Annotated in this window: 29 protein-coding genes and 1 other RNA gene; 28 read left to right on the forward strand and 2 right to left on the reverse strand. The window is 59.3% G+C overall.

Features of this window, described 5'->3' with window-relative positions:
- Positions 1 to 133 precede the first annotated feature (133 nt).
- Positions 134 to 2,092, reverse strand: coding sequence for a sigma 54-interacting transcriptional regulator (locus QZ294_RS04420; protein WP_297047245.1), 1,959 nt, complete (start codon positions 2,090 to 2,092; stop codon positions 134 to 136).
- A 480-nt stretch (positions 2,093 to 2,572) separates the two neighbouring features.
- Between QZ294_RS04420 and QZ294_RS04425 the strand changes: the two genes are divergently transcribed.
- Positions 2,573 to 3,565: a TRAP transporter substrate-binding protein gene (locus QZ294_RS04425; protein ID WP_297047247.1), complete on the forward strand. Its 993-nt coding sequence runs from the start codon at positions 2,573 to 2,575 to the stop codon at positions 3,563 to 3,565.
- A gap of 67 nt (positions 3,566 to 3,632) precedes the next feature.
- Entirely contained in the window at positions 3,633 to 4,415 is a 783-nt protein-coding gene (locus QZ294_RS04430; RefSeq protein WP_297047249.1) for a TRAP transporter small permease, read from the forward strand.
- Between the two features lie 158 nt (positions 4,416 to 4,573).
- Here QZ294_RS04430 and QZ294_RS04435 read toward each other — a convergent pair whose 3' ends face one another.
- Positions 4,574 to 5,260 (reverse strand): XRE family transcriptional regulator, encoded by a 687-nt coding sequence (locus QZ294_RS04435; RefSeq protein ID WP_297047251.1) that lies wholly within the window; start codon positions 5,258 to 5,260, stop codon positions 4,574 to 4,576.
- Positions 5,261 to 5,522: 262 nt separating this feature from the next.
- Here QZ294_RS04435 and QZ294_RS04440 point away from each other — a divergent pair, with 262 nt between their 5' ends.
- The 26 genes from QZ294_RS04440 to QZ294_RS04565 form a co-directional block, all read left to right on the forward strand.
- Positions 5,523 to 5,819, forward strand: coding sequence for a hypothetical protein (locus QZ294_RS04440; RefSeq protein ID WP_297047253.1), 297 nt, complete (start codon positions 5,523 to 5,525; stop codon positions 5,817 to 5,819).
- Between the two features lie 2 nt (positions 5,820 to 5,821).
- Entirely contained in the window at positions 5,822 to 6,247 is a 426-nt protein-coding gene (locus QZ294_RS04445) for a hypothetical protein (RefSeq protein ID WP_297047255.1), read from the forward strand.
- Positions 6,244 to 6,495, forward strand: coding sequence for a helix-turn-helix domain-containing protein (locus tag QZ294_RS04450; protein ID WP_297047257.1), 252 nt, complete (start codon positions 6,244 to 6,246; stop codon positions 6,493 to 6,495). Before QZ294_RS04445 ends, QZ294_RS04450 begins: the two co-directional genes overlap by 4 nt.
- Positions 6,496 to 6,503: 8 nt before the next feature.
- Positions 6,504 to 8,684: a Mu transposase C-terminal domain-containing protein gene (locus QZ294_RS04455; protein WP_297047260.1), complete on the forward strand. Its 2,181-nt coding sequence runs from the start codon at positions 6,504 to 6,506 to the stop codon at positions 8,682 to 8,684.
- Positions 8,685 to 8,704: 20 nt separating this feature from the next.
- A complete protein-coding gene (locus tag QZ294_RS04460; RefSeq protein WP_297047261.1) occupies positions 8,705 to 9,418 on the forward strand; it encodes an AAA family ATPase in 714 nt (237 codons plus the stop codon).
- An 8-nt stretch (positions 9,419 to 9,426) separates the two neighbouring features.
- Positions 9,427 to 10,086, forward strand: coding sequence for a hypothetical protein (locus QZ294_RS04465; RefSeq protein WP_297047264.1), 660 nt, complete (start codon positions 9,427 to 9,429; stop codon positions 10,084 to 10,086).
- Entirely contained in the window at positions 10,076 to 10,240 is a 165-nt protein-coding gene (locus QZ294_RS04470) for a hypothetical protein (RefSeq protein ID WP_297047266.1), read from the forward strand. The genes QZ294_RS04465 and QZ294_RS04470 overlap by 11 nt, the downstream gene beginning before the upstream one ends.
- Position 10,241: 1 nt before the next feature.
- On the forward strand, positions 10,242 to 10,760 hold the full coding sequence (locus tag QZ294_RS04475; RefSeq protein WP_297047268.1) for a host-nuclease inhibitor Gam family protein: 519 nt from the start codon (positions 10,242 to 10,244) through the stop codon (positions 10,758 to 10,760).
- A complete protein-coding gene (locus QZ294_RS04480; protein ID WP_297047270.1) occupies positions 10,757 to 11,008 on the forward strand; it encodes a hypothetical protein in 252 nt (83 codons plus the stop codon). The genes QZ294_RS04475 and QZ294_RS04480 overlap by 4 nt, the downstream gene beginning before the upstream one ends.
- Before the next feature lie 10 nt (positions 11,009 to 11,018).
- The gene (locus QZ294_RS04485; protein WP_297047273.1) at positions 11,019 to 11,321 is read left to right on the forward strand and encodes an HU family DNA-binding protein; all 303 of its coding nucleotides are present in this window, start codon (positions 11,019 to 11,021) and stop codon (positions 11,319 to 11,321) included.
- Positions 11,318 to 11,701 (forward strand): hypothetical protein, encoded by a 384-nt coding sequence (locus tag QZ294_RS04490; RefSeq protein WP_297047274.1) that lies wholly within the window; start codon positions 11,318 to 11,320, stop codon positions 11,699 to 11,701. Before QZ294_RS04485 ends, QZ294_RS04490 begins: the two co-directional genes overlap by 4 nt.
- Complete coding sequence (locus QZ294_RS04495; RefSeq protein WP_297047276.1) at positions 11,698 to 12,042, forward strand: hypothetical protein; 345 nt, start codon at positions 11,698 to 11,700, stop codon at positions 12,040 to 12,042. Before QZ294_RS04490 ends, QZ294_RS04495 begins: the two co-directional genes overlap by 4 nt.
- A gap of 28 nt (positions 12,043 to 12,070) precedes the next feature.
- Positions 12,071 to 12,370 (forward strand): hypothetical protein, encoded by a 300-nt coding sequence (locus QZ294_RS04500; RefSeq protein WP_297047278.1) that lies wholly within the window; start codon positions 12,071 to 12,073, stop codon positions 12,368 to 12,370.
- Positions 12,369 to 12,433, forward strand: an RNA gene (locus QZ294_RS04505) — hammerhead ribozyme type II. Before QZ294_RS04500 ends, QZ294_RS04505 begins: the two co-directional genes overlap by 2 nt.
- Positions 12,434 to 12,671: 238 nt before the next feature.
- The gene (locus QZ294_RS04510) at positions 12,672 to 12,920 is read left to right on the forward strand and encodes a hypothetical protein (RefSeq protein WP_297047280.1); all 249 of its coding nucleotides are present in this window, start codon (positions 12,672 to 12,674) and stop codon (positions 12,918 to 12,920) included.
- Positions 12,917 to 13,321: an ASCH domain-containing protein gene (locus QZ294_RS04515; RefSeq protein ID WP_297047282.1), complete on the forward strand. Its 405-nt coding sequence runs from the start codon at positions 12,917 to 12,919 to the stop codon at positions 13,319 to 13,321. The genes QZ294_RS04510 and QZ294_RS04515 overlap by 4 nt, the downstream gene beginning before the upstream one ends.
- Positions 13,322 to 13,330: 9 nt before the next feature.
- Positions 13,331 to 13,819 (forward strand): regulatory protein GemA, encoded by a 489-nt coding sequence (locus QZ294_RS04520; RefSeq protein WP_297047284.1) that lies wholly within the window; start codon positions 13,331 to 13,333, stop codon positions 13,817 to 13,819.
- A complete protein-coding gene (locus tag QZ294_RS04525; protein WP_297047286.1) occupies positions 13,809 to 14,171 on the forward strand; it encodes a hypothetical protein in 363 nt (120 codons plus the stop codon). Before QZ294_RS04520 ends, QZ294_RS04525 begins: the two co-directional genes overlap by 11 nt.
- Positions 14,172 to 14,190: 19 nt before the next feature.
- Positions 14,191 to 14,628 (forward strand): helix-turn-helix domain-containing protein, encoded by a 438-nt coding sequence (locus QZ294_RS04530; RefSeq protein ID WP_297047288.1) that lies wholly within the window; start codon positions 14,191 to 14,193, stop codon positions 14,626 to 14,628.
- A gap of 141 nt (positions 14,629 to 14,769) precedes the next feature.
- Complete coding sequence (locus tag QZ294_RS04535; protein WP_297047290.1) at positions 14,770 to 15,129, forward strand: putative holin; 360 nt, start codon at positions 14,770 to 14,772, stop codon at positions 15,127 to 15,129.
- A gap of 2 nt (positions 15,130 to 15,131) precedes the next feature.
- Positions 15,132 to 15,845, forward strand: coding sequence for a transglycosylase SLT domain-containing protein (locus QZ294_RS04540; RefSeq protein ID WP_297047292.1), 714 nt, complete (start codon positions 15,132 to 15,134; stop codon positions 15,843 to 15,845).
- The gene (locus tag QZ294_RS04545; protein ID WP_297047294.1) at positions 15,842 to 16,189 is read left to right on the forward strand and encodes a hypothetical protein; all 348 of its coding nucleotides are present in this window, start codon (positions 15,842 to 15,844) and stop codon (positions 16,187 to 16,189) included. The genes QZ294_RS04540 and QZ294_RS04545 overlap by 4 nt, the downstream gene beginning before the upstream one ends.
- 203 nt (positions 16,190 to 16,392) lie before the next feature.
- A complete protein-coding gene (locus QZ294_RS04550) occupies positions 16,393 to 16,773 on the forward strand; it encodes a transcriptional regulator (RefSeq protein WP_297047296.1) in 381 nt (126 codons plus the stop codon).
- Position 16,774: 1 nt separating this feature from the next.
- On the forward strand, positions 16,775 to 17,014 hold the full coding sequence (locus tag QZ294_RS04555; protein ID WP_297047298.1) for a hypothetical protein: 240 nt from the start codon (positions 16,775 to 16,777) through the stop codon (positions 17,012 to 17,014).
- 64 nt (positions 17,015 to 17,078) lie between these two features.
- Positions 17,079 to 17,639, forward strand: coding sequence for a hypothetical protein (locus tag QZ294_RS04560; RefSeq protein ID WP_297047300.1), 561 nt, complete (start codon positions 17,079 to 17,081; stop codon positions 17,637 to 17,639).
- Positions 17,636 to 18,942, forward strand: a 1,307-nt coding sequence (locus QZ294_RS04565) for a hypothetical protein (protein ID WP_297047302.1), incomplete at its 3' end; no start/stop codon positions are given. The genes QZ294_RS04560 and QZ294_RS04565, both read left to right, overlap by 4 nt.

The raw sequence follows: 18,942 nt of genomic DNA on the forward strand, positions 1-18,942 counted from the left end.
CAAAAATTCTGCGCAGAATTCTGCGCAGAATTTTTGCAAGTAGACACTAGGGAGGGCGGCCGCGCCACGCGGCAGACACGACGGCGCCGGCGCCCCGGGGATCGCCTTCCCCCATGCGCCGGCGCAAGACCCGCTATTTCCGCTGCGGCCGGAACGAGCGGTGATCGATGCCGAAGCGCGCGAGCTTGCTGTAGAGGGCGCTGCGCGCGATGCCGAGTTCCTCGGCGGCCACGCTCATGTTGCCGTTGAAGCGCGCCAGGACCTCCACGATGGCGTTGCGTTCCAGCTGGTACAGGGTGGGGGCCTCGACGCTCGGGGCGGCGGGGGAAGGCATCTGTTGGGGGCGCAGGGGCGTCCCGACGGCTCCGGAAACGGTCACGGGCAGGTCCCCGGCCTGGATGTAGGGTCCGGCGCAGATATTGACGGCATATTCCACCACGTTTTCCAGCTCGCGGATATTGCCCGGCCACGCATACCGCAGGAGCAGCTGCATGGCCTCGTGGGTGAAGCCGCGGATGCGCCTGCCGAGCCGCGCCACATACCGCTCCCGGAAATGCTCGGCGAGGACGCCGATATCCGTGGGCCGGCTTCGCAGGCTGGGCACGTTGATGGCGAAGACGCAGAGCCGGTAATAGAGGTCGGAGCGGAAGGTCCCGGATTCCATGGCCGTCTGGAGATTGCGGTTGGTGGCCGCGATGATGCGTACATCCACGGTCCTGGAGGCGGTCGAGCCGAGCCGGCTCACCTCCCTGTTCTGGATGAGCCGCAGCAGGTTCGTCTGGGCGTCAAAGGGCATTTCGCCGATCTCGTCCAGAAAGATGGTGCCCTTGTCGGCCAGCTCGAACTTGCCCGCCTTGCCGTTCTTCACCGCGCCGGTGAACGCGCCCGGCTCATAGCCGAAAAGCTCGCTCTGCACCAGCTCGCGGGGCAGCGCCCCGCAGTTGATGGTGACGAAGGGTCCGCGCCTGCGCGCGCTGCCGTTATGGACCGCGTGGGCGAAGAGTTCCTTGCCGGTGCCGCTCTCGCCGAGCAGAAGCGTGGTGATGTCGCTTTGGGCGGCCATGCGCGCAAGATCCACGGCATGCACGATGGCATCGGACGCGCCGATGATGTCCGAGAAGCGGTAGATGGCCTTGCCGCTGGTGCTGCGGGCGGCAAGGCGCTCCACGCGCTCCATTTCCGTCAGGGTGCAGACGATGCCCTTGCCCTCGGGGATGAACTCGGCGGAAAGAAGGACGCGCTTGACCTCCCCGCCGATGTCCAGGCTGCATTCACGATCCACCACCCGGCGCCCGTTTTCGATGATCTCCTGAAAGGGCGCGCCATCTCGCACAAAATTGCCGATATGCCCAAGCGCGATCTTTTCCGCGCCCCCGATATTGAGCAGCCGGCGCGCATGGGCGTTGGCCGCCTTGATGTAGGCCTCGCTGTTCAGGATGAGGACGCTCTCGTTGAGCAGTTCCAGCGTCGTTTCCTGATCCTTGAGCAGGTCGTTGATGTGGTGCGCGTGATTGATATTGGCCGCCAGGGAGTCCAGGAGCGCCCCGCAGGCCGCATTCCAGCGCCCGAGGGGAAAAACGGCGGCGAGCACCCCGAAGAAGCGGAACTTGCCCCCGCTCAACGGCGCGGCGCAGGCGGCAAGCCCGTGGAGCGCGCGGGCGTAATGCTCGGCCCCGAGGACGCGGCAGGGTTGCCGGCCCACCAGGCAAAGGCCGGTGGCGCTGGTGCCGATGCCGTTTTCCGAAAGCTCCATGCCGGGGCGCAGCCCCAGGTCGTCCATCAGGTCCGGCGCCCCGGCCACGCGCAGGAGGAAGCCATCCGGGTCCACAAGGAGAAGAGCGCCCCCGGACTCGGCCACAGGACTTCCGTATTCGTCCAGGATGGGGGACGCGGTGCGCATGATGACCTCGGACAGGACATGGGGGTGCGAACGCGCGGGACGCCCCCCTGGCTCTCCGCCTGACCAGCGTTTGCGGCAGCGCAGCCAAGAGGCGCGGATCTCCTCGCGGACGCCTGGCGGCGCAGCGGCTTCACCGGCCTTGAACCGCGCCAGTTCCGCGGCCAGGGTCTGTTGTCTCTGATCGCTTTGCATCCTGTCTCTCCAACACTTCTGTCCTGATTTTGGACATATTTTCGAATGTTGTCCAGATTACGACAGGTTTTCGGACGATTTCCGGCGTGGTCTTCTCCATTTTTGCATCACGCGGGGCAAAACGCGCCCCGCGGCTGAACCCCCCCTTGTGAACTGCGGAACGTTCATTCCCCCGTGGGAAAACGTCCGATATACCGCGCTCTCTCCAGGCGGGAGAAGCGTTCCCGCCGGCTGTTCCCTCCTTCGCGGTCCGTCGCCGGCCATGCGCCTGCGCTGCGGGCGCCGTCCGCCGCCCGGCGCGGGAAACACGCCGGCAGGACAGGCTTTTTCCCTTTTTCCCGGTCCGCCGTCGCCCCTTGCGCGCCTGTGCCGCGAAAGGGGCGCGCCCGTTTTGGGCGCCCCTGTGGCATGGCTTGTGCAAAATAGGTGCAAAGTTTTTCGGTGCGGCGCATCAACCTCCTACTGCAAGAAGGGAATATCATGGGCAAACTTTCACGTTTCCTTGTCCTGGCTCTTGTCGCGCTCTTCCCGTCCTCCATCCTCGCTGCCGACTATACGTTGCGCTTCGCGCATGACGGCGCGCCAGACAGCGTATATGCCCAGACCTACCGCAAGTTCGGTGAGCTGGCGAACAAATACACCAACGGCAAGGTCAAGGTGAAGCTCTTTGAGAACGCCGTCCTCGGGGGCGACCGCGAGGTGACCGAGTCCACCCAGCGCGGCGACCTGCAGATGGGCGGCTGCGGCACTTCCAACCTGGGCATCTTCTGGCCTTCGGCCACGGCCTTCGACCTGCCCTTCGTCGTTGATCCCGCCAAGAAGCGCGTCCTGTACGACGCTCTCAACAACGGCGAACTCGGCAAGTACCTCAACGACCAGCTGGGCAAGGTCGGCCTCATGGCCCTGGTCTATGCGGACACGGCCCCGCGCAACTATGTCACCAACAAGAGGCCCATCCCCGATCTCAAGTCGCTCAAGGGCATCAAGATGCGCACCACGGCCTCTCCGGTGGACAACGCCACGGCCGAGACCCTGAAGATGAATCCGGCCCCCATGGGCTTTGAGGAGGTCTACACCGCGCTCCAGCAGGGCACCATCGATGGCGAACTGCTGAGCTTTGCGGACTATCTTTCCTTGCGCCGCGGCGATGTGGTGCACTACGCGCTGCCCACCCAGCACAGCTTCACCAGCATGTTCGGCGTCATCAACAAAAAGTATTTCGACTCCCTGCCGCCCGACGTGCAGGCCGGTCTGAAAAAGGCCGCGGTGGAGGCCTGCGCCTGGGGACAGCAGCTTGTGGACCAGATTGAACAGGAAGGCCGCGAGGAAGGCAAAAAGAACAAGCTCACGGTCTATCCCTTCCCCGCCGAGGAACGGGCGGCGTTCATCGAGGCCGTGCAGCCCGTGTATGACAAGTATGTGCCCACCCTCGATCCCAAGTTCTTCGAACTCCTGAAAGCCACGCAGAAGTGACCGATGGCGGGGCCTGGACCTGTCCAGGCCCCGCTTTTCGCATCCCAACCCAAAAGGCGGACGAACCATGAATGCTCTCTTGACGTGGCTGGATGACAACCTGGAAAAACCGTTCCTGGTCATAGGGCTGCTCACGGCCATAGCGCTCATCACCTGGCAGGTCCTGTTCCGCTATATCTTCGCGGGCATTTTCGGCATGGAGGGCAATACCGCCTGGGCCGAAGAGCTTTCGCTCATGTGCTTCATCTGGTGTTCCTACCTGGCGGTGCCCATCGCCATCAAGAAACGGGACAACCTCGCCGTCACCGCCCTGGTGGGCCGCTTCGGAGAGCGCGGCCAGAATATTTTCTGGATCATCGACGAGGGGGCCTTCCTCCTGCTCTGCATCATCATCATCCGGCTGGCCTGCGAGACCATCGCCATGCAGATGCGCTTTCCGCAATACACCACGGCGGTGCACCTGCCCTACTGGGTCTGTTATCTTTCCCTGCCCATCAGTTTCGGACTCATGGCCCTGCGCCTGCTCCAGAACCTCTGGCGCCAGATGCGCGCATGCGGCCTGGTGGACACCCTGGCGGGCCTTGCCGTGCTGGCGCTCCTGGCAGCGCCCGTCTTTCTGGGCCTGGATGTGGACACGGCCATCGTGCTCATGGTGAGCCTGGTCATCTTTCTCCTCCTCGGCATCCCCATCGCCGTGTGCCTGGCCCTGGCCGGCATCACGGCCATCGCCTTTTCCGGCGACCTGCCCTGGGGCACGGTGGCCCAGGTGGCGTATTCCTCGCTCAATTCCTTCCCCTTCCTTGCCATCTACTTCTTCATCGCGGCCGGTATGGGGCAGCAAGAAAGATGAGAATGGCTATAGAAGCCATCCGAGATTGACCGATACTGGACGAATCCTTGACGGATGCCGATCTGATGGCTGACCGCCTAGCGTGTCATCGTACATGAAAGACTTGAGAACGTGGTAGGGGTTTAGTTTCCGATCCGCGTGAGAAATGAGAACGGCATTTACTCCTTATATTCCCTCCCCACCCAGAGTACCTGCCCGATAACGCGCAGTTGCTCTGCCAGCTGTCCACATAATTCTACCTCCAATGGCGGATATTCAGGGTTGACGCTTTTTAACACGGCCTTGCCGGGTAGCAAGTCGATCCTTTTGAGGTAAATTGCCTCCTCAATCCCCAAGGCGAAGATACGTCCCAAGCGAATGTCTGTCTTGCTTTGGTCGATAAGTACAATATCTCCGTCCATGATCTCCGGCTGCATGCTTTCCCCTTCGACCCTCATGACAACCATTCGCTCTGGGACGCCTTTCCTGTGCAGGAAGGAGGATGGGAAAGCATAGCGTTTTTCCACATTGCCGCTTACCTGAAGGCTCCCCATACCTGCTGACAAGCGTGCGGAGACCAGTGGTACAGAAATCATTCCCTCACCAGGCTTTGCTTCGATGGGCAGCACGTTCCCTGCCTCTTGTGCTGGATTTGCCTCGCGGAGCTTTGGCCCTGTTCCAAAAAGTAACCATTCTGGAGATACACCAAAATGGGAGCATAATCTCGAAATGAGATCAAATGGAGGCTGATTCCTGTCCCTCTCGTAATTGCCCATTGTGCCTGGTGGAATCCCAAAACGAGCCGCGAAATCCTCTAGACTCTCAGGTTTTCTGAGTTGGCGAAGACGCGAACCAAAGGTGTCCATAGAGTAAAAGTTTCCGTGCCCGAACTTTAACCTGAACTTTCACTTTTGGGATGACATAATCGCCCGTAATGATAGGTTTAAAAAATCTTTCCCAAAAAAGAAGATTTACCCTTCAAAACGGTTGATTGCCACGCCAAAACGAAATATAAAGGCTTTGCGAGCGGTTGAAAGTTTCAGCAGCAGCAAGGCCGAAAATAGCCGCTCCGCAGATTGAAATCAATGTCCACGGCAAACGCGAATTTGGACACAAGCGGAGGGCAAAATGGAATATCAAGAATTTCTGGACATCACAGACGCTACCCAAGACAAGGTCTCGGAAGAAGATTTTTCCACGCAGATTAAACCGATTATCCAAGATCGGCCTGACCTTTTTTCCGCCCACAGCGCCGTCTCGCGCCACTACTTCCACTACGGTGTGAATGGTTTTTCCGATGCCTTCATCGAGGCTTGGGATGCGCTGACCGATGCAATGGTAGCGGCGAGGCAAGTGGCTGGGGAAAATCAGGATGTTTTCCAGGAAATGATCGAATCCTCGCTGGACAGGTCTTGCTGGGCGTAGCCATGAGCCAGCTTTCCCTCCTCGATTCCCATTGCCGTCTCGCGGGCGTTATGGCGGCCATCCGTGCCGCCATGCGCGCAGCCATCGGAGCGCCGGAAAGCGAGGGACGGAAAGCCCTGCCAGACCGTATGAATGCCATTGCGCGACAAGCTGGCATCAAGCTGACCCAAGGGAATCAAAAGTCCATCAGTAAGGACACACTGGACAAGTGGTTGTCCCCAAGTGATGCCTCGCATACCCCGTCTCTTTTGGCAGTCCTCGTCTTTTGCTCCGCGACAGAAAATACGGAACCGCTGCGCGCCGCAGCGCAGGCTCTTGGTCTGGATCTGATGACAAAAGAAGACCGAAAGTTCCGCGACTATGGGCGTGCAGTATGGGAGATGAAGGCCGCACGTGAACGCAAACGGAAGCTGGAGAATGATTTATGAAAATCCTCACTCGAACAGGATGCGGCTACCAGCGTTTCCAGTGCAGGCATGCGATACGCGCCGCGTTGCTCAAACGCGGATTGAGCATGAGCCAACTTGCGCGGCTCATCGGTGTGTCTGCGGAGGCCGTGTCATCCACTGTCTTGGGAAAAAAGCATTGTCCGCAAGTGCTGGACGCCCTCAAGCATGCAGGCGTGCCGGAGAGGTATCTATTTGATCCTCGCCAAGATGACACACGAGCTGCGTAGGTGGAGCAATGGTAACTCTCAAAGAGTCATACATAACCCAAGAGTGCAGGGAGTTGCTCGGCATCACTGTGGTGAGTGTGCTTCGCAGGGCAGAGAAAGAACATTGGCAGTTTCGCCCACGCAAGGGCCGTGGCGGTGGCAAAGAATGGCTCCTGGCCTCCATGCCGCAGGCCACACAGGAGGCTATCCGTCGCGCCGAAGAGCGCAAAGCCATTGAACAGGAGACGGCCAAGAACGCGGCGCTCCCCGATGTCCTGGCGTCTGGCGGTATACTGCAAGCCGAAACACGGCACGCCATCCTCGACGACAAGCGCCGCTACAAGGCGCTGGCGAAAGCCGACCTGCTAGACCTCTATCTGGGCTGGCAGCGCAAATACGGCGCGACTGTGGCCCAAAAAGAGGCATTCATCCTCGCCTACCAGGGCGGTGCATGGTCAAAGCTGCTGGGTGAACTTGGCCCGCGCATCAGCTGGAAAAGTCTGGAGCGATGGAAGCTGGAGCGCAAGGAAAGCGGCACAGTCCTCTCGCTGGCCGATGGCCGTGGTCTGGCCCATCGCGGCAAATCAATGCTCACGCCGCAGCACAAACAGATCATCCTTGGGCAAGTCATGGATGGAGACCGTCAGATCAGTACCTGCGTCCGGATTATCCAGGCCCGGTGCAGAGCAGAGAACATCGCCATCCCCTCTGAAGATACCATCCGTCGCTGGGTCATCGCTTACTCCAAGACCAGCTTCCAGAACTGGACGCTCTTCCGCAAGGGTGAAAAGGCGTGGAACGACAGTTGCGCCCTCTCCATCATGCGCGACTGGACGCTTGTGGAGGTCGGCGATGTTGTGATCGCCGATGGGCATACCCTGAATTTCGAGACTATCAATCCAGAAACCGGCAAGCCCTGCCGCATGACGCTCCTCCTCTATTTTGACGGAGCGAGCCGCTATCCGTTGGGCTGGGAGGTGATGGCGACTGAAAATACGCAATGCATAGCCAGCGCATTTCGTCGGGCGTGCATTCGATTGGGCAAGTTTCCGAAGGTCGTCTACCTGGACAACGGCAAGGCGTTCCGCTCCAGATTTTTCAAGGGCTGTCCCGATTTTGAGCAGGCCGGATTCGTCGGCCTGTACCGCGATCTTGGCTGTGCGGTCATCCACGCATGGCCCTATCACGGACAATCAAAGCCGATTGAACGCTTTTTTGGAACCATGCACGAACTTGAGGAACTGACACCGTCCTATACGGGCTGGAACATCGCCCACAAGCCAGCAAGGTTACAGAGAAACGAAAAGCTCCATCGCAAGCTGCATGAAAAGCTCGGACGCGGGCCGCTTACGCTCGAAGAGACGCACTACTGGCTCGCCGCCTGGTTTGAAATGTATGCATCACGCCCACAGCATCGCACGCACTTGAAGGGCAAGACTCCGGGCGAGGTGTTCTTCGCTGGCCGTGGCCCCGGAGTTGATGTGGACAGGCTGACACGGATGATGCTGCAGAAGGAAATCCGCAGTATCAGCAAGGATGGCATACGCATGTTCGGGCGGTTCTACTGGAGCGAGGAGCTTGCCAACAGACGCCACCCGGTGCTGGTGCGGTATGACCTGCAACTCTCCCCCTACACAGTCCTTGTGTACGACCTCGAAGGACATCCGATCTGCGAGGCTCGTGACCGTGAGCATTACAAGATTGCATGCGGCATCCATCCTGCCGCCGGCATCCTCGGCACAGAGCAGCAACAACAGGATTTGTCGGACGCCCTTGCACTCACAAGATCGCGGGCCCGCGAGGCCAAATCCGGCATCAAGCAGTTTGTGGAAGGCATCATTGTGCCGGAAGTGCGCCAGAGTCAGCAGGCTATACCGAAGGCGCAAGAACCAACCCCCACAAAGACGAGGCAGACCGTACTCTCCGCCACGGACAGGGCGTTGATAGATGCGGCCAAGACCCAGGCCATGCTGGATAAGGAAGAGCCGGCCTATCAACCCTCCATGTTGCGCCACTGGCCGGACGAACCAAGCCGCTACGCCTACCTTTGGGAAGCCCGCTTTGAACGGGGCGCAGAGCTGGTGCTGGAGGACGCGGCCTTCATGGATGCCTTCGAGCAGACAGCCACCTACCAGCGCAATTTCAAGGCGCTGTATGACAGCAAGCTGGAAATGCGGAATTTTCGCCAGGCACAAAGTCTGGTGAGTTAACCCATAAATGGGAGTTACAGATGCGAGACGTGATTATCCCGACAGACGCCACGGCCAGATTCAGCGCGGCTGTGGACACCGTGGTGGAGGGAGGCCGTGGCACGAGCGGATTTATTTTGGCGCATGGTCAGGCCGGACGCGGCAAGTCCGTGGCCGCTGATCAGTATCACTATCAGCGCGGGGGAGCCTATGTCCGCGTCTGGGAAGGCTGGACGCAGGCGGCTTTCCTGCGGCGCGTACTCTTCGAGGTGCGCGGGAAAAACGGCGATCTGCCATCCATATCGGCTGACAGGGCCAAGCAGGCCATCATCGAGCTGCTCGACCGTGATCGCAAGCCCATCTTTGTCGATGAGGCCGACCGGCTCGCCATCGGGCGCATAGAGGATTTGCGCGACATCCTGGAGATGACCGGCGCACCCATCATCCTCATCGGCGAGGAGGCTATTTTCGGCCTCCTCGCCGAGCGTCGGCGGGTCTGGAGCCGTGTCGCGCATGAGGTCGAATTCGGCCCCATCTCTCCCGCAGAGGTGGCCGTGTACGCCATGAAGGCCGCAGGGCTGGATATTCCGGCGGAGCTTTGCAAGCGCATCGCGGAACGGGCCGAGGGGGATTTTCGCCTGGTGCGCAACATGATGCTCCTGCTGGAAAAGGCGGCCAAGGCCGCCGAGAACTTCTCGGTAGATGCGCCAATGCTGGAAACCGTCTTCTCCTCCAAGCCGTGGCGGCGCAAGTAGGAGGCGGCATGGATACCCGCAAGGAAGTCGGCAAGGAAGCGGTGCGCGCGGCGCTGCAAGCTCTGGGCAAAGGCGGAAAGGAGATCAGCTACCACCTTGTCTATGAAGCGCTGGGGCTGAAAAGCGAAGCGGAGCAGGCCGTTGTTCGCAGCCGTATATCCGACATGACGCGGCATGGAGAAGTCAAACGGACGCGCACAGGCTGTTTCACCTACGATTTCAAGCATCGCCCCCGTGAGGCGAAAAGCTATGAAACCTTGTGGCGCTTTGTCCGCAAGGCCAAGCCGGGGTGGTCTGTATCGGAGTGCGCCATGTACACGCGCGTCTCCTACACGCAGGCACTCCGCTACTGCAACTGGCTGGAGGAGGAAGGCTTCATTGAACGGGCGGGGCGGAGTGATCGAAACGCTGTTACCTGGCGGCCAACGGTGAAGGCGGATCAGAACCCGGAGACGCCATATCCGCCGCTACGGGAAACCGACCCCTTTGCCAAAGAGCGTGTGGCGGCGGCCACCATCACGCGATTGATGCTCTGCGCCAATCCCTACGCGCTGAAGACGGCCAGGGATATTACGGATGCCTGCAGAGTGCTGCTGGCCCGATTTGAGAAAGATGTGCCTGAAAACCGCACGGAAAATGAGAATGAGGAGGACTGCCATGTTGAGTGAGGAATTGAAGAGCATCCGGCTCGCTCTCGGAGAACTGCTGGGCAAGGTGGATGCGGACAGCGCGGAAGTGCTGCGCCAGTGCCGCAGGAATCTGGAAGCCGCTGAAGACCTGGCTGCCAATCTGGAAAACTGTTGCCCGAAGGAGGCCGCATAAAATGGCACGTATCAAGCCCGACCCGCATGTGGTGGAAGACCGTGACCAGGCGGAGTGCGCCTTGGCGGAGATTGCCGCCCTGGATCGTAAGCTGAAAGGAATCTCCACGGTCATGCAGGAATCCATTGACCTTGCGAAGGCCAAAGCAAGTCAGGAAGCCAATCCTTTGCTGATTCGCCGCAAGGAACTCGCGGATGCCGTGGCGGTATTTGCCAAGCTCAATCGCCAGACACTCTTTGTCGGTGCGAAAAGCCTTGACCTTGGCTTCGGCGTCATCGGCTTCCGCGCCAGCACGCGGATTGTCCAGATTCGCGGCGTGACGGCGGAAATGACCCTGGAACGGCTGCATCAGTACAACCTGGCGGACGGCATCCGCACGAAGGAGGAAATCAACAAGGAGGCTGCCCTCGCATGGTCGGACGAACGTCTGGAGCTGGTGGGCATGCGTCGGCAATTGGTGGACTCTTTCTACATCGAGATCAAGACAGATTCTATCCCCCAGAAAGGGGTCAAGGCGTGAGGCTGACCAAGAAAGAGATTGAGCTGCTGGGCCGGCAGTATGCGGAAGGACTGTACTGGCACAGACTGGAGAGTCCAGCAGAGCTGCCGTCACTCGTGGCTCGCAAAGACTGGCAACAGGCTGGGAAATACGAAAGACGCGCAATAATCTCTGACATTGCACGTAAGGCCGAAGAAGAACTGCTGAAGGCGGGCCATAGCCGTGGCCTCGTGCAAAAACTTGTCAGCAATTACATCCTGGGCTTGTAAGGAGGCCACCATGACCAAGAAAGAAATTGTCGACGGCATCATGGAAACCATGCCCCGACAGGGCGGGAGCAATGTTGCGAACCGTCTGTATATCGAGAGCTTTTTGGAGGCGTTCTGCGATGTGGCCGCCGCCGAACTGCTGGGCGGTGGCGAGGTGCCCCTGAAGGGTATCGGGAAGCTCAAGACCGTGGCCACCAAGGCCCGCAGGGGAAGGAACCCCCGAACCGGTGAGGCTATCGAGATTCCCCGCAGCAGGCGCATTGTTGTGAGCGCGTTCCGGGACTTCAAGGAAGCCCTCCGGGGGGATGCATGAGCCTGGTCGCTATCAGGACGGCAGATGTTCGTGCCGCTGCGTGGAATGCCCGACGCGCGGTTATCCGAAGGCGGATGCATCTCTTGCGAAAAGAGGCAATGGAGTCCTTTTACGTGTCGCGGGTATCAGGTTTTATCCGGCGCATTTTGCATCTGCCTCCTCCGGCACCTGTGGAAGAGAGGGAGGTGCGAGAGCGGATGAGGTCTCTGTGGCATACCGAGGGCACCATCAGTGACACCCTCGCAAGCTACCGCATTGCAGGATGGGGAACCTTGGGCACGGCTAACAAGCTTATCAGGGCATGCGATATCTCGTGCAACGATACCATCATGCTTGATGTGTCTGATGCTGCCTTTGTCGCAAAATGGAGGAAAAAATGACGGCATATGATTTTGTGAACACTAAACTTTTTGGTGCGCTTTTTAACCTGCTCTGTTTTGCCGCACTTTTGTATTTTGCCTATCAGGCGGGCAAAGCGAGCGGCTACAACAGTGGGTATAATGCTGGCGTGGAAGCCAATCCACAGGCAAAAGTGCTGGTCGTATCAGAGTATATCTTTGATAACAAGCGCATCGCCCGCTTTGACCCAAGAAGCCCTGATTACTTCCTGATCATGGATTTCAACGACCAAACTATCGCCAGAGTACCGACACATACTGATTTCAAAAAAGAGGTCATTGTCGAAAAAACGACAAATGAAGACTCTCGTAAAGAAAAGTAGTCCGGCCTGATGAACCGCAGGAAAAGATATGTGTAACGATCGTGAGAATTGTTTCATCGCTAAGGAAGAGCAGATTGCGGCGATAACTCCGAAGCTGTGTCCGGTCAACTGCCCCCATAAACGGGAAGAACGCTATGTCAATCTGGGCCATCTCAAAAAATCGGCCCCTCCCCATAGTTTTCATGGCTTCATAAGCGGCTATTGGTGCGAAAAATACCGCTCTGTGCTTGGTTCTCACCTCTTGAATCCGGGCTGGATGATATTTGGTGGGGAGCCGAAGGTGTTGGTGATGAAAAGCCCGTTTTGCACGGACAATTCCAAGGATTGAGCGAAACCGCCCTGCGGGGCGGTCGTCCGGCGGCGGCGCGCCGGGCCTGATGAGCAGCCACAAAGATTTTTATCCGAGCCTATCAATGTCAGGAGCTAAAGTAATCTATGTTACGGCATTATGCGGTTGGCTTATTGAAAAGCGTGAAAGCCGCGATTGCTGGCGTTGCGTCCATATTGAAAAGGACAATGGGCGAGAGCCGCAGCCGGTTTGCGCTTCGTGCAAATGGTATGGGTCAGACAAGCCCGGTCTAGAAGACAACTACATTGAACGCCCGGACGGCAGATGGAAGGGATGACAAATGGTAGATAAAAAGCGCTTCATCCGAACGACATCTCAATCCGGCGTCCGTTTCATCAAGGACGCCCAATCCGGCGAAGTGGTGTGCATTATGAACAAGGGCAAGCGTCCGCCGGAGCATACCGAGGCCATGATAAAAGTTATGTTGGACGCTCTGAACGGAGCTGTGGAGAAAAAAATTACTGGAAGCTGCAAGCGGAATGGAACTAGCAGCGCGTTACTGTCACACGATAAAGAGGAAACCGCATGATCTACCCCGTTATATCCATTCGGCAGCCCTGGGCGGCCCTGATCCTGCTCGGCCTCAAGGACGTTGAGAACAGATCGTGGCCCCTCCCGGATGCATATGTTGGCGTGCCCATCCTGCTGCATTCCAGCAAGGCCAGCCGTTTCGACCCTCAATCCATCAACCGGGAGGCGCACCGGCGGGGAATGTGCATTTTGCCGTGTGATGCCCGGCATGTCGCCAGAACAGGCTGCATCCTCGGAGCCATTGTTTTTGACGGCTGTCAGGGCAATTTCGGCACTCCGCAATCCCGATGGTGTGATGAGGACGCGCTGTTCTGGTGGCACATACAGGAAGTTACGCGTCTGCCCCAGCCCATTCCGGCTTCGGGACACTTGCGTTTCTGGACTTTTGATCTGGTGTAGGGGAAAGCCATGAAAGAAAACCGTGCCATGCGGCTCGGCCTGTACCGCAAAATAGAAGTTGCCAGAAAGCAGTTGCCAGAAATGGACGAAGAGGCTTTTCGCAGCTTTCTGCGCGCCGAGTTTGGTGTCGAAAGCCGCAAGGACATGACCGTGCCCCAGCTATCCTGGCTGGTGCATCATTTCGCAGGGCTTGGAGTGGAGTACACGACCCCTGCGAAGAGCCGTAACAAGGCGGTCACGCCGCATTCCAGGCCAGACTACATAGAGATTACGGACTCCATGCCCTTTGCGCCGCAAAAGCGGCAAATCTTGGCTATATGGCGTAAGCTCGGCTATTCCATGAGCAGCCTGGATACTCGCGTCCGGCGAGCATTCGGGACGCACTGTTTTGTCTGGCTGCAAAACGGCGAGCATATCCGCGTGCTGCTTGCCGATCTGCAGCGGCGGGAAAAGAGCTTCGAGCGGCGTCAAGCCAGGATGGCGGGGCATGCCGATTGAGAGCCTGAAGGCAGATATACTGGCGCGCTACAAGTCCGTCCACGCGTTTTGCAAGGCTCGGTCGGAGTTGTCGCGGGCATCGGTGTATCTGGTGTTATCGGGCAAATACCCTGGGCGGATGAACGCGCAAATTGCCCGAATCCGGGCGGCCCTTGCTGAACCTGAAGAGGAGCGGCCCCCGCAGATGCCCCAGCCGCCGGTGTCCGCTGCGGACTTGGTGGATACCCTTCAGGAGATACGTTGCACACATTGTCGGCGTCTGGATCGGCGCGAGTGCATGTCTTGCCGAGACCAGACCGGCCGCGAGGGCAGTGAGCTTTTTCTGCGGATTTTTGGTACGTCGGAGGCGTGATATGTCCCGGTCGAGAATTATGGATATCGTGATGCTGACCAGAGCCGGCTGGCGTCCTTATAATGCCGTGCCGGACATGAGCGTGTATGAGAAACTGGGCTGTACTGCCGTACTCGGCGGCAGGAAGCACAGGCCGATCTGGTTTGTGCGCGATGATGTATTTTGCTGCGTGGGGTGCGCGGTCCACTGCACACTGAAGCGCCCGACGGGATTTCCGCTGCCGTTGCCTATCAAGTATCCGCAGATGCCGCCGGATCAAGGCTATTATCTGACGCCACTTGAGATGCTGGAGCGGCACGACCTTCTTAACGCCAAGCAGGCCGCCTATTGTCTCAATGTCAGCGAACGCACCATTTACAACCTGATTGCCGAGGGCAAACTGGTGCGCTTGCGGGGAAACCCTGTGCGCGTCCGATCCGCCGAGGTTAAGGCGTTACGCGAGGACTTCGACGAGTAAAATTCCTTTGCACTGTGCGCCACGTGTCCGGGAACGGAAGGCCCGCATCCGATAGATTCGGAGCGGGCTTTCTCGCATCTGGCCCAACTCCCGCTGGCCGCCGGGATTGGCCCGGCGGCCCATACACAAAGGAATGATGCTATGAAGAAACTGCTTTGCAATCCCCGTTTTCTGCTGACGCTGTTCGTGATCTTCGGTGTCTGCCTGCTCGCGGGCATCATCATCTTTTCGCCCGCGCAGGGGCCGGTGGTGGCCTACAAACTGGCGCTGGTCATGGTAGCGGCCATTGCGGGCATGGTCTTTGATTTTCTGGCCTTCCCGTATGCGCTGCCGTCCGGCTATCTGGACAGGGACTGGCGCAAAAACCCGGACGCCACCGGCCCGGACGGCAAGCCGGATTACCCCGTGGCGGAAGGCTACATCATGCCCTTCTGCGCCTCGCTGACACGCCGGGCCATTATCGTCTTCGCCTTTATCCTCGCCGTGGCTCTGGGGCTGTAACGATGAGAGAACTGGAAATTCGATTCAGAGGCGAACGCACCTGGGGCGAATTACTGCTGCTGTGCGCCCTGAAATTCCTGGGCGCAGTGATGTATGGCCTTGCCTATGCCGTGGGGCTGCTTCTTGCCCTCTATCTTTTCGGCAGCACGGTCAAGGCCGCAGAAATCACCATCCCCCGCGCGGCAGCGCAGCACAAGGCCACCCTCACGCGAGCGGCCCGCGCCTACTGGGGGCTTGACGCGCCGGTGTCGGTTTTCGCGGCGCAGGTTCACACGGAAAGCTGGTGGCGCAACGATACGGTCTCGCACGTCGGCGCGCAGGGGCTGGCGCAGTTCATGCCCGCCACGGCGCGCTGGCTGCCGACAGTCATGCCGGAGACCGGCAAGCCAGCGCCGTTCAACCCGGCGTGGAGCCTGCGGGCGCTCTGCGCCTATGACCGCTGGCTGTGGGATCGCACCGGCGCATGGTCGGATTATGAGCGCATGGCCTTTACCTTGAGCGCTTACAACGGCGGCCACGGCTGGGTGCTTCGGGACAAGGCCAGGGCGCGCAAGCTGGGCAAGGACGACAAACGCTGGTTCGACAGCGTCGAAAACGTCAACGCCGGGCGTTCCGTGGCTGCGTTTCGGGAAAACCGGCAATATCCGCGCCGCATCCTCCAGGAACGCCAGCAGGCATACGTCAAGGCTGGCTGGGGGCCGGGGATCGAACCATGAAGCTGTTTTGCATCATCCTTGTCCTGTGCAGTGGGCTGGCGTTTTTACGCTCCAACCATATGGAAATTGCTCTGGAGCGGGAACGGACAGCGCACGCTGCCACGAAGATGGAGCTTGATACCTGGAAAGCCCAGGCGGAGTCCGCAAAACTTCGCGCCGAAGCTCTGGCGGACAACGTCAGGGCATGTCTGGCGCGAGAGGCCAGGGCACAGGCCGATGCGTCTGAAAGGGCGGCCATCATGGCCAAGGTCAAACCGAGGATAAGAACCAACGTTGAAAAAGCGCAGGTGGCCGACGATGAAACTCGCAGCCGTGTTGTTGGGCGTCTCAATCGCGGCCTCTAGCGGCTGCGCCACACAGACGCCATCCATCTCATTGCCGGAATGCCCGTCCCCGGCAACGCCTGTACTCCCTGTGCTGGACGCGGGCGAGCCGCTGGATAGTCCGGCAAATCTGGCACGACTCATGGAGCGGGATGACCGCATGCGAACGTATATTGACGGCCTGCTGGCTGCGCTCGCCTGCCATCAGGGAAGGAGACAAAAACATGGGAGCGAGTGAACTCTCCAGCGTCCTTGCGGCGCTGGAACCAATCATCGAGGGGCTTGTGGCTCTTGGGGTTCCCGGCTTGATTGCGCTGTTGATCGCACTCCCCACTTTGAGCATTGTGGTAGCCTTTGTGGCCGCCTTCCTGCTCAATCACCGGCATGCCGCCCAGATGCGCGAGTTGATGGAGTTGTACCGCGAGGACACGCGCAAGACGGTGGAGGAAGTCGCGGCCAAGCACGCCGAAGTGGTTGTTTTCTACCGGAACAACGCCAGCTTGGTGAAAAATTACGAGAAGCTGCTGGAAGTGAATCAGCAGTTGATCGTCAACAACACGCGAGCAATGGAACACCTTTCGACGATCATCGAAGCGAGGCACTGATATGATGAGGATGGAGTTTTTGGGCCAGCGTGAAGAACTGCGCCTGCGGCGGAAAGGGGTTGAAGCCGAGTTGAAGAGCCACACGGATTCCTTGCGTTCCTGCCTGCCCATCGTCGGTGACCTCGTGGAGCTGGAAGGCGAATATATCATGTCGCTCGCCATCAAGATCAATGCTCTGGTGCAGGAGTTGCGCGGCATCAAGGATGAGATTGCCATCCTTGAACGCAACCTGGGACTCTAGGGGCGCGGTCGTGGGCAGGGAATATCCTACGGATGTCTTGTGGCAGGCGCAGGAACTCTACTGCGTGGACAGACTGAGTTATGCCGCCGTTGCCGAGGCTACGGGCGTATCTGCCACCACGCTGAAATCCTGGGGACAGAAATACGGCTGGACGCAAAAACGTTCCGAGATAGCGCAAGCCCAGAGTGAAATACGGGTCAATATCATCAAGGGCAGAAAATACGCGCTTGAACAGCTTTTGACAGCCGAGGACGCAAAGCAGGCCGCGTCAATGGCCTTTGCGGTTTCCAGTCTTGAATCGCTGGCCCTGAAACAGCAGGAACTGGCGGCAGCTGGCAAGATACCCAGCGCCGCGCCTGTCGCGCGCCGCAAGATCGGCACTCGCGCCGAGGCCATTGCCGCCCTGCGGGAAGCCGTGGAACGTAAACTGAATCTTGCCCTCGCCGACTCGGAAAAAATCACCTTTGCCGCAGTCCAGGACATCAAGCGTTGCCTGGACTTGATGGCAGAGCTTGAAGCCTCCCTGCCCAAAGAGAATGAGGCGGAAGAAAACAGACGGCGCGGTCTGTCGCAGAACATGGCCGAGAGCATCTACAAGGCTCTCGGCGTGGCGGAGGAAGCATGAAGCTGGCCGAAGTGCTACTGCCTTACCAGCAGCGATGGGTCGGCGACAGGAGCCGTGTGCGGGTCTGGGAAAAAAGCCGCCGCATCGGTGCAAGCTACTGCGAGGCGCTCCAGTCAGCGATGGAGGCCGCCAAAAGCCGCGAGGCCGGGGGGCAGGACACTTTTTATCTCTCCTATAACAAAGAGATGACCCAAACCTTCATCCGCGACTGCGCCTTCTGGGCAAAAGTCTTCAACATGGTGGCGGATGAAGCCGAGGAAGTCGTTTTGCGGGACGAAGACCGCGACATCACGGTCTACCGCATCCGCTTTGCCTCCGGCTTCAACGTCTGGGGGCTGCCCTCCGAACCCCGATCCCTGCGTTCCAAACAGGGGCGCGTCATCCTGGACGAAGCCGCCTTTGTCGATGATCTCCCGGAGCTGATGAAGGCGGCGTTCGCGCTTTTGATGTGGGGCGGCTCTGTATCGATCCTCTCCACCCACAATGGCGAGGACAATGCGTTCAACGATCTGATCAAGGAGATCAGGGCCGGCAACAAGCAGTACAGCCTGCATCGCACCACGCTGGATGATGCGATTGCGGACGGCCTGTTCAAGACCATCTGCAAGAACGGCAGACCGCCGAAGCCGTGGTCAGCGGAGGCGGAGGCGGCATGGCGGGCCGGCATCATCGCCGACTATGGCGACGGTGCGGACGAGGAGCTTTTCTGCATTCCCAACCGCTCCAGCGGCGCGTATCTCACGGCCAGCATGATTGAGGCGTGCATGGATGATCTGCCCGTCATATCCTGGACAGAGCCTGCGGCGGACTTTGTCGACTGGCCATTGCACATCGCGGAAACGTGGACAAAGGGCTGGATAGCAGAGAATCTCGCGCCGCTGCTGGACGATCTGCCGGGCGAGCAGAGCCATTTCTGCGGCGTGGACTTCGGGCGCTCCGGAGACCTTTCGGTTTTCTGGCCTGCCACCGAGCAGCGGGATTTGCGCCTCACGCCGCCTTTTGTTCTTGAGCTTCGCGGCTGCCCGCACCGCACGCAACAGCAGATTCTTTTTGCCATCCTGGACAGGCTGCCGCGCTTTTCCGGCGTGTCGTTGGATGCTCGCGGCAATGGGTCCGCCTTGGCCGAAGCCTGCCGCCAGCAGTATGGGCAGGGGCTGGTGCGGGAAGTCATGATCTCCGAAACCTGGTACCGCGAAACCATGCCGCTCCTGAAATCGGGTATTGAGGACAGGACGCTCCTGCTCCCCAGGGACTCCGGCATCCTCTCCGATTTCCGCTCGTTGCGCGTGGTCAAGGGCGTGGC

The organism is uncultured Desulfovibrio sp., from assembly GCF_910584445.1.
Lineage (GTDB): Bacteria > Desulfobacterota > Desulfovibrionia > Desulfovibrionales > Desulfovibrionaceae > Desulfovibrio.